At 43.2% G+C, this 12,647-nt stretch carries 14 protein-coding genes and 1 riboswitch; of the genes, 7 read left to right on the plus strand and 7 right to left on the minus strand.

Going from position 1 to position 12,647, the window contains the following annotated elements:
- Both MKX62_RS09585 and MKX62_RS09590 read left to right on the plus strand, forming a co-directional pair.
- Positions 1–1,071 (plus strand): toxic anion resistance protein, encoded by a 1,071-nt coding sequence (locus tag MKX62_RS09585; protein ID WP_067205006.1) that lies wholly within the window; start codon positions 1–3, stop codon positions 1,069–1,071.
- 14 nt (positions 1,072–1,085) lie between these two features.
- Complete coding sequence (locus tag MKX62_RS09590) at positions 1,086–1,700, plus strand: TerD family protein (protein WP_340741308.1); 615 nt, start codon at positions 1,086–1,088, stop codon at positions 1,698–1,700.
- A 193-nt stretch (positions 1,701–1,893) separates the two neighbouring features.
- Here MKX62_RS09590 and MKX62_RS09595 read toward each other — a convergent pair whose 3' ends face one another.
- The 7 genes from MKX62_RS09595 to MKX62_RS09625 all read right to left on the minus strand — a co-directional run bounded on the left by MKX62_RS09595 (position 1,894) and on the right by MKX62_RS09625 (position 8,305).
- On the minus strand, positions 1,894–2,751 hold the full coding sequence (locus MKX62_RS09595; protein WP_067205014.1) for a YitT family protein: 858 nt from the start codon (positions 2,749–2,751) through the stop codon (positions 1,894–1,896).
- Between the two features lie 465 nt (positions 2,752–3,216).
- Positions 3,217–4,233 carry a ThiF family adenylyltransferase gene (locus MKX62_RS09600; RefSeq protein ID WP_067205017.1) on the minus strand — a complete coding sequence of 339 codons (1,017 nt, stop codon included), beginning with the start codon at positions 4,231–4,233 and terminating at the stop codon, positions 3,217–3,219.
- Complete coding sequence (locus MKX62_RS09605; RefSeq protein ID WP_340742570.1) at positions 4,230–5,003, minus strand: thiazole synthase; 774 nt, start codon at positions 5,001–5,003, stop codon at positions 4,230–4,232. Before MKX62_RS09605 ends, MKX62_RS09600 begins: the two co-directional genes overlap by 4 nt.
- Positions 5,000–5,206, minus strand: a complete 207-nt coding sequence (thiS, locus tag MKX62_RS09610) for a sulfur carrier protein ThiS (RefSeq protein WP_187046503.1) — start codon at positions 5,204–5,206, stop codon at positions 5,000–5,002. The genes MKX62_RS09605 and thiS overlap by 4 nt, the downstream gene beginning before the upstream one ends.
- A complete protein-coding gene (gene thiO, locus MKX62_RS09615) occupies positions 5,169–6,269 on the minus strand; it encodes a glycine oxidase ThiO (protein ID WP_340741309.1) in 1,101 nt (366 codons plus the stop codon). Before thiO ends, thiS begins: the two co-directional genes overlap by 38 nt.
- Entirely contained in the window at positions 6,253–6,858 is a 606-nt protein-coding gene (locus tag MKX62_RS09620; RefSeq protein WP_067205027.1) for a thiamine phosphate synthase, read from the minus strand. The genes thiO and MKX62_RS09620 overlap by 17 nt, the downstream gene beginning before the upstream one ends.
- A gap of 545 nt (positions 6,859–7,403) precedes the next feature.
- Positions 7,404–7,512, minus strand: a riboswitch (TPP riboswitch).
- Between the two features lie 73 nt (positions 7,513–7,585).
- Positions 7,586–8,305 carry a YebC/PmpR family DNA-binding transcriptional regulator gene (locus MKX62_RS09625; protein ID WP_067205029.1) on the minus strand — a complete coding sequence of 240 codons (720 nt, stop codon included), beginning with the start codon at positions 8,303–8,305 and terminating at the stop codon, positions 7,586–7,588.
- A 765-nt stretch (positions 8,306–9,070) separates the two neighbouring features.
- On the opposite strand from MKX62_RS09625, the gene MKX62_RS09630 reads away from it, so the two are divergent.
- The 5 genes from MKX62_RS09630 (at position 9,071) to MKX62_RS09650 (ending at position 12,624) form a co-directional block, all read left to right on the plus strand.
- Positions 9,071–9,754: a phosphoribosylaminoimidazolesuccinocarboxamide synthase gene (locus tag MKX62_RS09630; RefSeq protein WP_067205032.1), complete on the plus strand. Its 684-nt coding sequence runs from the start codon at positions 9,071–9,073 to the stop codon at positions 9,752–9,754.
- A gap of 148 nt (positions 9,755–9,902) precedes the next feature.
- Positions 9,903–10,385 carry an RrF2 family transcriptional regulator gene (locus MKX62_RS09635; RefSeq protein WP_187046506.1) on the plus strand — a complete coding sequence of 161 codons (483 nt, stop codon included), beginning with the start codon at positions 9,903–9,905 and terminating at the stop codon, positions 10,383–10,385.
- 32 nt (positions 10,386–10,417) lie between these two features.
- Positions 10,418–11,371: an LLM class oxidoreductase gene (locus MKX62_RS09640; RefSeq protein WP_340741310.1), complete on the plus strand. Its 954-nt coding sequence runs from the start codon at positions 10,418–10,420 to the stop codon at positions 11,369–11,371.
- A gap of 40 nt (positions 11,372–11,411) precedes the next feature.
- Complete coding sequence (locus tag MKX62_RS09645; protein WP_067205039.1) at positions 11,412–11,627, plus strand: DUF896 domain-containing protein; 216 nt, start codon at positions 11,412–11,414, stop codon at positions 11,625–11,627.
- Positions 11,628–11,631: 4 nt separating this feature from the next.
- A complete protein-coding gene (locus tag MKX62_RS09650; RefSeq protein ID WP_067205042.1) occupies positions 11,632–12,624 on the plus strand; it encodes an LLM class flavin-dependent oxidoreductase in 993 nt (330 codons plus the stop codon).
- Positions 12,625–12,647: the final 23 nt, after the last annotated feature.

Consider the following 12,647-nt stretch of genomic DNA (forward strand, 5'->3'; position numbering starts at 1 on the left):
ATGGAAGAAACAAAGAATTATGAAGTGGAAGTATTGACGGAAAACAAAGCGGAAGCACTACGCTTACAGTTACGACAGGATCCAGAGGTTCAAAATTTAGTCCGGTCAATCGATACTAGAAACCAGACCGGATTATTAGAATTTGGGAAAGAACCGGCCGTTGAAATTTCCACTTTTGCTGATCGCATATTGGCTTCCATGCGTTCATCGAGTGTAACTGATTCAGGCGAGATGTTGAAACAACTTGGGAAAACGATGGATAAATTCGATAAAAATGACTTTGACGAGCCAAAAGGTTTTTTGGGCAAGTTTTTCAAGCGTGGAGATAAATTAATTGAAAAAGTGTTCGGCAAATACCAAACGCTCGGCAAGGAAATCGAAGGCATACACATCGAAATTTCAAAGTATAAAGACGAAATGATTCGTTCAACGACCAATATGGACGAAATGTATGACCAAAACTATAACTATTACATGGCACTTGAAAAGTATGTTGTAGCTGGGCAGATTAAAGCTGAAGAGCTGCGGGCGCTCGTTCCAGGTCTTGAACAAAGATCAGCAGGCGGCGATCAATTAGCGCAGATGGAATTAGATACTATGAATAATGCGATACAGTCGCTTGAAGAGCGGGTCTATGACCTTGAAATGGCAAGAATGGTCGCGTTGCAGACAGCACCCCAGCTCCGGGTCCTACAACGCGGAAACACGAAACTTATTGGGAAGATCAATTCGGCATTCATTACAACGATTCCAATATTTAAAAACGGCATTATCCAAGCAGTTGCTGCGAAACGTCAAAAACTTGTAGCGGATTCTATGGACGAACTTGATAAAAGGACCAATGAAATGCTACTAAAAAACTCGCAGAATATCGCTAGGCAAAGTGTGGAAATTGCCCGTACTGCAGGTGGTCCGAGTATTAAAATTGAAACGATTGAAGAAAGTTGGAGCACAATCGTGAAAGGGCTCGAGGAAACGAGAGCTATTGAAGATGAAAACAAACGTACAAGGGAAGATGGCATGAAACGGATTGCACAGCTACAGGACAGTATGAAAAATTTCGGTAAGTGACTGGAGGAACCGATATGATCGAACTGAAGAAAAAAGGGCAGTCCATAAATTTAACGAAAAAAGGAAATGATGTAGGTGAGATTCTAGTTAACTTAAACTGGAATCAAAACTCCAAAGCGGCTAAAAGTGGCGGATTCCTATCCTCGCTGTTTGGTGGCGGACAGAAAAACTTTGATTTAGATCTTGGTTGCCTGTATGAATTGAATTCGGGAGAAAAGGGCTGTGTTCAGGCCCTTGGTAACGCATTTGGCTCGTTGAAGGATTTCCCTTATATTCAGCTGGACCACGACGATCGTACGGGGGCTTCCACAGGCGGAGAAAATTTACGTATCAATGGTTCTCGTATTAAGGACATTAAACGAGTGCTTGTATATGCATTCATTTATGAGGGCGCTGCGAATTGGTCAGAAGCGGGCGGGATCGTCAAGTTGACATACGGCGGTGGAGAAGATATTGTCGTCAAGCTTGATGAGCACCGCAACGGACAAATTATGTGTGCAATTGCAATGATTGAAAATGTACAAAACGAGACGTTTAGCGTCAAAAGACTTGTCGACTATTTTCCAGGGCATGCCAAGATGGACCAGGCTTATGGATGGGGAATGAGTTGGCAAGCTGGTTCGAAGTAAAATCGGTATCTACTAAAAATGACCAGACATCAATTGATGTCTGGTCATTTTTAGTACTGTATATGTTGAACAAATGAACACCTATGTTAACTGAGCGAAGGCGCCTTACAAGGGGGGGCAGGCATCCCCGAGCGCCGTAGCAGTGTTGAAGGGAATCTTTATTTCAACTTATTTGGAATTCAGTGTTATAGGTTTATTTAACTTGATCGCCTTCACGTCTAAAGAATCCGTAAACACCAGCAGTTTGAACAATATTCGTAAACGCATTTGGATCTATTTCGTTAATTATTTTTTCCAAATCATATAATTCATAACGAGTGATCACAAGATAAAGCATATGCTTATCCTCTTTTGAATACGCGCCTTTTGCGGGAAGAATCGTTATGCCACGTACCATTTTCTGATGAATCGCATGCTGTAATTCGTCTGCTTTTTGTGTAACAATCATGGCGGTCACTTTTTCGTGACGCGTATGGAGTGCGTCAATCACAACTGTAGTTACATACAACGCTAACATCGTATATAATGCGTTTTCCGGTTCATACAGAAAGCCTGCCAAGACGATTATGATACCGTTCAACAGTAAAAAATAGGTTCCAATAGGCTTATCTTGTAAGCGTGATAGGACCATAGCGATAATATCCATTCCGCCTGTAGATGCCCCAAGTTTCATCGAAATCCCAACACCTACACCTGCAATTACACCGCCAAACACTGCATTTAGAATAATATCGTTTGATAGAGATAGGACAGGTAAGAGTTCTAAGAAAATTGTAACAAAGATAACGGAAACGATGCTATAGATGGTAAATCCTTTACCTACTTTGTACCATCCTAATATAAAGACGGGAATATTGAATAGTAACAATAATATTCCTGTACTAATCTCAACGCCGATGAAATCATTTAATACACTAGATGTCAGTTGCGCAGCACCCGCAAATCCGCTGGCATAGACATTTGCATTGATTAAAAAGAAGTTAAGCGAGATTGCAAGTAACAAGGAACCAAAGATAACGACAATAATGCGTTTTGCTTCTAAGAAAAACATGACAACCTCCTGTTGTTTTCAATAAAGATAAAATAACTTGTTAGAACTTCCATTGTAACGAACCATATATAGAAATGGTACCCTTAAACGTTTGATGAAATTCCTGTTGGAGGGAATTTATGTTGTGTTTGATGAGAGTGGGGAGGGGAAGTACTGCTAGCATTATTAAAAAGCTGTCCTTAAAGCATGTATATGGCGGGAATTGTATTTTATAAGTTGACGTAAAGAATACCATTGAATTCGCTGTGGCGCTCGGGGATGCCCCCCACGATAAGCCAGTAGAAAAACCACTAGCCGATCTCGTGGCTCCAGCTATTCCTGTTAAGGCGCATTCGCTTAGTTTATGTAGGTATTCAGTTGTTCACCATTTTTAGTTTTCGCAATTAGGGGGGACCATTTGGTTTACCTATACGAGGGGGAACTGAAAAAAGAGCATAAAAGCTATGCTCTTTTTTCATTCAACAATTATCCTAGCAACCCGGCAGCAATTTTCTTCGCAGTTACAATATCTTTCGTTCCATGTACAAGCATGCGACCGTCACGGAACAGCACGATGCGGTGACCGTTGTATTCACAGGCGACTAGATGCGGGTTGTGAATTAATTTTGAGACGCTTCCGCGAATTGATTCGGCAAAAGGGAGGAGTTCAAACTTTCTACTTTTAGGCCAAGATAATTGAACGGTGTCACGTCCACAAAGCACCGCTGTTTTCATAGACTCACGAGCAGAAAGGAACGGATATACTGCATTTTCGGAACAACTTGGGCAACCGGCTTTCTTCATGCTTGCAACTCCAATTGAAGCGCGGTCGCCTGTCCATAAATCAGCAGATTCGAGTTTCGGTCCAAAAGGTGTTCCCGTTATATATTTCAACACGTCAGTAACTTGCCGAGCCGCTGTAGTAACCACAACCGGGCTGATGACGCCGACTGTATCACATGTTAATGTCTGTGATGGCAATGTTTCTAGCAAGCAATGTAGACACGGCTGGTTGTCTTGAATGCCAATCGGAAACGTTAGGCCATAACTTCCGACACATGCCCCCATGAAAAAGGGGATGCCGAGTTTCAGCGCTGCATCGTTCGCTAGCAGCCGTGTTTCAATATTGTCTGTTGCATCCAATACTAAATCATGGTCGGTCATTAGATCGAGGACGTTTTGTGGCGTTACATCGACTACAATACCTGTTATAGCTACATCGCTATTAATCGCCGTCAATCGTTTCTCCGCCGCAACTGCTTTTGGCAATTGCTCAATGACGTCTTGTTCCGTATACAATTGCTGGCGATGCAGATTGGTCGACTCGATAATATCCCGGTCCACAATCGTTACACGTCCAACGCCTGCACGGACGAGCATTTCAGCACCGGATGAGCCAAGCGCGCCGGCACCTAATATGAAAATACTAGTTTTACGAATCCTTTTTTGGCCGACATCGCCAATTGGAGCGAATAATGCCTGACGTGAATATTTTTCAATCAATTCGTTACAAGTCCTTCCAGTGGGCTACTTGCAACCGCATAATCGCGCATCGGCATCCGGCCTGCTTCATAGCCGAGTCGTCCCGCTTCAATCGCGAGCTTCATGGCAAGGGCCATTTTAATCGGATCTCCAGCTTCTGATACCGCTGTGTTCAATAAAACTGCGTCAGCGCCAAGCTCCATTGCATAAGCTGCATCTTTCGGCGAGCCAATTCCTGCATCGATAATAACGGGTACATTGGATTGTTCAATGATGAACGACAAGTTAAGTGGATTCAAAATACCGCGCCCTGATCCGATAGGGGATGCGCCTGGCATGATTGCATGAACGCCCATTTCGCATAACCTACGTGCGAGCACAACATCATCTGACGTATAAGGCAGGACGATGAATCCTTCATCTAACAGCATTTCAGTTGCCCGAAGTGTTTCTACTGGATCCGGGAGTAATGATCGGTCACAACCGATGATTTCAACTTTAATCATGTCACAAAGTCCTGATGCTTTCGCCAGTTTCGCGATGCGTACCGCTTCTTCCGCTGTTTTTGCGCCCGCTGTATTTGGTAATAGTGTATATTTCGAAAGATCGAGTTGTTCCAAGAAATTTGGTTGTGATGGCTCGAAGATATTCATACGTCTTACTGCGAACGTAAGAATTTCTGACTCCGATACACGCACTGCCTCTTTTTGCACATCAAATGACGGGTATTTTCCTGTACCTAGTAATAGTCTTGAATTGAATTTTTTATTGCCGATTGTTAGCATAATTATCCTCCTCCTACAAAGTGAATGATTTCTATTTGGTCGCGGTCGTTGATCGGTTTGTCATATGCGTCTTTCGCAAGAATATCTCGGTTCATTTCCACGATGACGATGCGTTCCGCAAGTTCCAGATGCCCAAGCAGTTCCTGCACATTTTCAACTTCTGCGGGCATGTCATACCGATTGCCGTTCAGTTCGATTGTTCGCTTCATGAAAAATCCCCCTTTTCGGATCAAATGCCTTAATCCGTTCTGTATTCACTTCATTTCCGATGATCAAATCACGAATCAAGCAGGCGGTTGCGGGCGCCAATAAAATCCCATTTCTGAAATGACCAGCTGCAATATACATATTTTCATTCCCTGGAATCCGACCGATATACGGTAAGTCGTCAACGGTTTTTGGACGTAGACCTGCCCATCTGTTCATAACAGGAAGGCGGGAAAGACCAGGTATAAAACGTTCCGCAATAGCACTTAATGCCAAATTACCGGCATCAGTTATCTGCAAGTCTGTATGTCCGTATTCCATCGTGGCCCCGATGACGAGCGTTCCACCCGAGCGTGGAATTACGTAACAGCCTTTATGGAAAAGTGTATAAGGTAATTGCATGCCTACCGCATTGAGTTGCATACATTGGCCTTTCACTGCGGTCATTTGCAGCCCTGACACAAGCTTGGTGCTCGCTGCACCGCTTGCGATGACTAGATGTTTTGCGTTGATAATGGACGACGCAATGCGTATCTGATAGCCACCATGTAACAGTGTGATTTCATCGACTGTGGCCTGTTCTGAAATAGTAGCACCCAAATTTTTAGCCGCTGCGCAAAATGCCAGACAAGCCTTTTCAGGATGAACATGGACGTCTTCTTCAAAAAGATACGCACCAAAAGCAGGTGGAGCAACATGCGGAATTCGTTCGCGAACTTGCTCAGCTGAAAGATAAACCGCGTTATTCCAACGGGAAAGGGCAATTCGTTCTTCTTCGGAACAAGCAAACTGAACAATACCACCAGTTGTATAACCGAAGTCAACCCCTGCATCACGTTGGAATTCTGAATACAGTACCTGACTTTCTTGCGCGAATGAATAAAAGGTGTCATTCAAATATTCAGAGTGTGCACCAAGCATGCCGCCAGCCGCCCGAGTAGTGCCTTGAGCGATTTTATCGCGTTCAACAAGGTGAACTGACAAACCCTCTTTTGCTAAATAATAAGCTGTACTGCAACCAATAATCCCTCCCCCAATAACGACAACATCAACTGGTTGTGACATGGTTGGCATCCTTATAGGCTGTTGTGGCAACTTCAGGATTGTCACTGCCAAAAATGGACGACATCACTGCAATTCCTGCAACTCCGCCTTGATTTAATTGCGGAAGGTGATGGGGCTGAATTCCACCAATTGCGTAGATAGGAATTGGTAGGGATTCGACGATTTGAAAAAGCTCATTGGTTCCACGGGGAGGGAGGCCGACTTTTGAACTTGTCTCGAATAAATGACCATAAAGAATCCAGTCAGCACCTTCTTTATAAGCAGTTTCAGCTTCACCATAAGAGTGGACAGATCTGCCGAAGGAGATAGCCGGGAATTTTTTTTTGAGTAGCGTTAGCGGTTCGCCGTATCCGGGAAGTTGAACTTTGTTAATCCCGGTAATTGAAGCGACATTCGTTCGCCCATGGACAATTAGTTTAGTTGAATCAAAGCCAGATTCGATTAATTGTCGAATCAACGCTATTATTTCTGAATCCATTTTCGATTTCTCACGTAAGATGGCTGCGTCGATAAAAGGTTCGATTGCTAGCAATGTATCAAGCAATTGGCTACGTTCCATTTTGTCATCTGTTACGGCAATTATCTTCATCGAACTCCTCCTTATCGAAAAGAAATAGTATATGTTTTCACCTGGGAATAGGGTCTAGTTTCAGGCGCCAACCCCTCGGGTCATAAGTCGTTTTACTGCGAGGGCTGAAGGACGCCCTCTTCGTAAACCGTCTTATGCCTGTCGGGGGCCTACAGGATGTAGGTCATGCAGCTGTTGCCACAGGAAGTGGCGCACTTAAGCTGCGTTCATTTGTAGCGGCGCCTTCTGCTTTTCTTGTTGTCTAGACTCCAGGCGCCAGCCCCTCGAGTCGCTTCAGTCTTGCCGAAAAGGCAAAGAGCGCCTTTATCGTCAAGCCTTCCAGCGCTTTTCGGGGCTAAACGGCGCCTTCCGCTTTTCTTGTTGTCTAGCTCCAGGCGCCAACTCCTCGGGTCATAAGTCGTTTTACTGCGAGGGCTGAAGGACGCCCTCTTCGTAAACCGTCTTATGCCTGTCGGAGCTGAGCGGCGCCTTCTGCTTTTCTTGATAAAAAAAGACCACTTTCCAGGTATGGAAAGTGGTCTGTCGATGGCATTAGAATGCACTGATAGGAAGACACGCCACTTCCCTACGCAGGTACAAACCTGTTCAGGTGATAAGGGTAGCGGAGTGGAACTCGTTTCTCAGTCCTTTAAAAGGATTCCCCTAATGGTCGAATATGTTATGAAGTTGTCAATCTATTAGTAGCATAGCACGTCAATGGAATGAATGAAAGGATGAACAGTTGCGCTTAGTCGTCTAAGTGGACGTTATGATGCACTTGTTGAACATCTTCCAAATCATCCAGTACGTCAATCATTTTCTCGAATTGTGCTTGAGCTTCTGGTGACAGAGTCAAGTCGTTTTGTGCAAGCATTGTTATTTCAGCGACGTTAAATTCTGTAATACCGGCACTTTTTAAAGCTGCCTGTACAGCATGGAACTGGTCTGGCTCAGCATAGATGATGACCGATTCCTCTTCATCTAGAATATCACGCACTTCGACGTCCGCATCCATTAGAAGTTCGAGAACGTCGTCGGCGGACATACCTTCAATTCCGATAACTGCAGTCGCATCAAACATATAGGAAACGGATCCGCTGACACCCATATTACCGCCATTTTTACCGAATGCGGCGCGTACTTCTGATGCAGTACGATTTACGTTATTTGTCAGTGTATCGACAATAACCATCGAGCCATTTGGTCCGAATCCTTCATAGCGAAGCTCGTCAAAGTTTTCTTCTGAACCACCTTTTGCTTTTTCAATTGCCCGGTCAATAATTGCTTTTGGTACACTATATGTTTTTGCGCGTTCTACGACAAATTTTAGCGCTTGATTCAATTCAGGATCAGGCTCGCCTTGCTTCGCTACTACATAAATTTCACGTCCGAATTTTGCATAAATGCGACTCGTGTCCGCATCTCTTGACGCTTTTTTCTCTTTGATATTGTTCCATTTACGGCCCATGAATTTCCACTCACTTTCGATTAAGCATAGATTTACTACAATAAGTATACAACAATTATATGCAAGTAGACGAGTGGGAATTATTAAAAATGGGCTATTAGGTTGTGTAAGGGAGAAAGTTTTTACCTATTTAAGTTGAATTAAGGAATCCCACTAAATTTACTGTGGCGCTTAATAAGGAGTGAGTATTAAATCGGGGTGTGGATTGTAGAACGCTTGGCGCTTTGGGGATGCCTTTGCCGCGCGCCTGCGCTAGGATGTTCATTATCGAGAGAAATGTGATTTTGAGATGTATACGCCGAGATTATAATGTGCTTATTTTTTGCTACTAATTCTAATCAAGAAAGACACACTCCGGGTTGCAGTTTTCATCGCAGATAATGAAAAGCTCTTTCTCACATAGACTATCTAGCGCAGGCGCGTCTTCGTGGTAGCCGGAGCGATAAGACTGAAAGTGGTTTCCTTTCTGGCTTATCGCGGGAGGCATCCACAAAGCGCCGAAGCGGTATTAGGGGGAATCCTAATTCATTTCAAGTACAAGGTTTTTTTCAGTAGCCTCCCAAAAGCCCTTGTAAAGCGCATACGCCGTATTCATTTGTTCAACATATATACTGTCTTTCAATTATGAGAATTTGTCTACTATCGTACAGTTTTGGCGTGATAGAAAGAACATTAACCGATATTTAAGAAAAACTCTTTTTCTTATGACGATTCTCAATTATACTAAAGGTGAACGTTCATCCTACTATAGAAGGGAACAGACGCATGGAACTCATATATAAAGGGAAGACGAAAGATGTATACAAATTGGACGGCAACAATGTACTACTGAAATTTAAAGATGATGTAACCGGAGAAGACGGGGTTTTCGATCCTGGCGCGAACACAGTTGGCTTATCGATTGAAGGCGCGGGGCAATCCGGACTTCGGATGACGAAATATTTCTTTGAAAAAATGGCGGATAAAGATATTCCTACTCATTATGTAGATGCTAATATTGATGAAGTAACGATGACAGTACGATCAGCGAAGGTATTCGGCAAAGGCCTTGAAGTGATTTGCAGATACCGTGCTGTTGGAAGCTTCTTGCGTAGATACGGTGCGTACTGTGAAGAAGGACAACCTTTGGATGCCTTCGTAGAAGTCACGCTCAAAGACGATGACCGTAACGACCCGCCGATAAACAAGGATGGACTAGCACAACTTGGTCTATTGACAACTGATGAATACGTTACGCTCGAAGCATTAACGAAAGAGATTTCAGGCGTAGTTAGAGCTGAACTTGCAGCAAAAGGTCTTGACTTGTATGATATTAAACTCGAGTTTGGACGCGACGCTGAATCAGGTAAGATCATGCTGATTGACGAAATTTCCGGTGGTAATATGCGCGTCTATAAAGACGGTACATATATTGCACCAATGGATCTTGAAAAATTGATACTTGCATAAATGACAAACCGCTGTTAATTCCACGAAACTGGAGTTGGCAGCGGTTTTTATTACAATCAAATAAATGTACTTTACGAGTACTGTAAGATAAAATTCGATAAAGAGGATAATGAATATCTACATTAGATTAATAAAAGAGGCGAATTTTATGCAAATGAAAACAGGCGTTGAGCAGTCTGTTTATGCGATTCTCATGCTAAACATGCTGCCGGATAGAGCAGTACTACCAGGAGATGCAATCAGCCAGCAACTGGGAACCTCACCAACATATTTTCAAAAGTTGTTGAGAAAACTGGTCAGTGCAGACTTGATTACTTCTGTGTCAGGTGTAAAAGGTGGGTTCAAATTAAAGAAAAAGCCCGAAGAGATCCGGATATACGATATTTATCTCGCAATAGAGGGTCAGCAATCCCTTTATTCCGCGAGTGGGATTCTCGACGACATGCTTGATTTGGAAAAAGAAGATACAGGTTGTTTGTTAACGGACTTAATGGGAGAAGCTGAATCGGTTTGGAAATCCGTACTGAAGCGTGAAACAATCGCATCCCTATCAGATGGAATTCAGACAGAGCGCTATCAAGAGAAAGTGGAATTTCTACAAGAATTGATTCGCGAAAAAATGGTTCTGTGATTGAAAAGAGTGGCAGCTAGGAGGATGGCATTATGGGGAAATTCCAATCACATAATGGTTTTACACGAACGTTTAAGGAAAACAAATTAACGCTTGGGTTTATGTTTCCTTTGGAGCCGGATGCTGGAAGTCTCCCCAAGATGGATTTGAAAGAGCAAATGACGCTTGTGAATAAAGTAGAAGATCTAGGATTTGCTTCTTTGTTTGTTAGAGATTCTCCGTTATTCGATCCTAAATTTGGAGATACAGGTGTTATATATGATCCTTTTATTTTTCTCGCCTATGTAACAGCACATACGAATAAACTCGCGCTTGGTACTGCAAGTGTCGTCACACCATTACGTCACCCCCTGCACTTAGCCAAATCAGCTGCATCTTTGGATGAAATGTCTAATCAACGTTTCTTGTTTGGCGCTGCAACTGGTGACCGCCCAATCGAATTTCCCGCATTTAAAGTGGAGCATAATGATAGGGCAGAATTGTTTCGGGAGTCGTTAACGGTCATGAAAAAAGTGTGGGAAGAATCATACCCACAGGTTCATACAGAAAGGGTTGCCATGACAGAAGGGGATATTATTCCCAAGCCTGTCTTAGCCGATATCCCCGTTTTAGCAACAGGCTATTCTGGTCAAACGACTGAATGGCTGGCAGAACATATGGATGGCTGGATGTTTTATGCGCAAGAAGCAAATCGTCAGCGTGAAATGATCAAACTTTGGCGACAGGCAACGGATGAGTTTAAACCATTTATACAACCATTGGTTATCGACTTATCAGAGAATCCGTTGGCCGCACCGAACCCAGTACCTATAAAAGTAGGCTTTAGGTCAGGTCATAAGTTTCTAATCGATTACTTGTATGCTTTACAAAATATTGGTGTTAATCATGTCATATTGGGTTTGAAAACGGGTAACCGCCCCGTGGAAGATGTAATTCAGGAAATAGGGGAATATGTACTTCCTCACTTTCCATCAATTGAGAAGTGAAGCCATTGAAAAGTAAATGATAGGGGAAGAGGGAGAAAAAATGATTAAAGACTTAGACCGCATTAATGAGCTAGCAAAAAAACAACGTGAAGAAGGTTTGACAAATGCCGAAATGGTTGAACAAACAGTATTGCAGCAAGACTACTTACGAGAAATTCGTGGGCAAGTTCTGAACACTGTTTCAGGTATAACTGTGATTGACCCACTCGGGGAAGATGTCACACCTGAGAAGCTTCGCCAAGAGAAGGGACGCTAAACATATGAGATTAAGTATACTAGATCAAGCACCTGTTACTAGTGGAAATACTGCCCCAGGTGCTTTGAAAAAAGCAGAAGAACTGGCTATCTTGGCAGATGAATTAGGCTATCATCGGATGTGGATGGCTGAACATCATGGAACAAAATCATTTGCAAGTTCAGCACCCGAAGTAACAGCAGCTCACTTGGCTGCCAAAACGAAAAACATTCGTATTGGTACAGGCGGTGTAATGATGATGCATTATTCGCCATTGAAACTAGCTGAAGTGTTTAAAACATTGAGTGCGTTTTCTCCTGGTCGAATTGACTTTGGTGTCGGTCGCGCGCCGGGTGGGGATAACCAAGCCATTTATGCATTATCAGAAGGCCGCAAACCGATGGTCAATGATATGTATGAGAAATTTGAGACGGCACTCCAATTGATTAACGATGAAGTGCCGGAAGACAATTTGTACAACAAAACAATCGCAACCCCTTCTACTATCGTTTTACCGGAAGCATGGTTGCTTGGTTCGAGCGGCAACAGCGCAATCCAGGCAGGTCGGATGGGTGTAGGCTATTCGTTTGCGCAGTTCTTCAACGGCGGTATGACTAAAGAGATTTTAGATGCATATAAAAAGAATTTCCAACCCTCGGCGTTCTTGGAAAAACCGGAAATCAATGTGTCCTATATGGTAACGGTAGCTGAAACAAAAGAAGAGGCTGAATTCGAAGCTGTACCTCAGGACATTGCCCGTTTAATGCTAATGAAAGGTCACCTCGGGCAATCCTTAACACCTGAAGAGGCCCAAGATTATCCGTTGACGGAAATGGATCGTATGACCATTAAAGAAAATCGTAAACTGCATTTAGTGGGAACAGCTAAAGAGATTGCGACGCTGTTACAAACAGAGCAGGAGCATTACGGATTTGATGAAGCCATGATTTGCAGCATTCCTCATTCGCAAAAGAAACGCTTGGATGTTTATCGTTTATTAGCGAAGGAACTGTTTTAAAGTTAATTAAATAAAAGAGATAA

This window comes from Sporosarcina sp. FSL K6-5500 (genome assembly GCF_038005665.1).
Lineage (GTDB): Bacteria > Bacillota > Bacilli > Bacillales_A > Planococcaceae > Sporosarcina > Sporosarcina psychrophila.

What these genes read in the sequence shown, in the direction of transcription:
- MKX62_RS09585 (WP_067205006.1), top strand. Translation starts at nt 1, where the DNA reads ATGGAAGAAACAAAGAATTATGAAGTGGAAGTATTGACGGAAAACAAA.
- MKX62_RS09590 (WP_340741308.1), top strand. Translation starts at nt 1,086, where the DNA reads ATGATCGAACTGAAGAAAAAAGGGCAGTCCATAAATTTAACGAAAAAA.
- MKX62_RS09595 (WP_067205014.1), bottom strand. Translation starts at nt 2,751, where the DNA reads ATGTTTTTCTTAGAAGCAAAACGCATTATTGTCGTTATCTTTGGTTCC.
- thiS (WP_187046503.1), bottom strand. Translation starts at nt 5,206, where the DNA reads ATGAAGCGAACAATCGAACTGAACGGCAATCGGTATGACATGCCCGCA.
- thiO (WP_340741309.1), bottom strand. Translation starts at nt 6,269, where the DNA reads ATGTCACAACCAGTTGATGTTGTCGTTATTGGGGGAGGGATTATTGGT.
- MKX62_RS09620 (WP_067205027.1), bottom strand. Translation starts at nt 6,858, where the DNA reads ATGAAGATAATTGCCGTAACAGATGACAAAATGGAACGTAGCCAATTG.
- MKX62_RS09625 (WP_067205029.1), bottom strand. Translation starts at nt 8,305, where the DNA reads ATGGGCCGTAAATGGAACAATATCAAAGAGAAAAAAGCGTCAAGAGAT.
- MKX62_RS09630 (WP_067205032.1), top strand. Translation starts at nt 9,071, where the DNA reads ATGGAACTCATATATAAAGGGAAGACGAAAGATGTATACAAATTGGAC.
- MKX62_RS09635 (WP_187046506.1), top strand. Translation starts at nt 9,903, where the DNA reads ATGCAAATGAAAACAGGCGTTGAGCAGTCTGTTTATGCGATTCTCATG.
- MKX62_RS09640 (WP_340741310.1), top strand. Translation starts at nt 10,418, where the DNA reads ATGGGGAAATTCCAATCACATAATGGTTTTACACGAACGTTTAAGGAA.
- MKX62_RS09645 (WP_067205039.1), top strand. Translation starts at nt 11,412, where the DNA reads ATGATTAAAGACTTAGACCGCATTAATGAGCTAGCAAAAAAACAACGT.
- MKX62_RS09650 (WP_067205042.1), top strand. Translation starts at nt 11,632, where the DNA reads ATGAGATTAAGTATACTAGATCAAGCACCTGTTACTAGTGGAAATACT.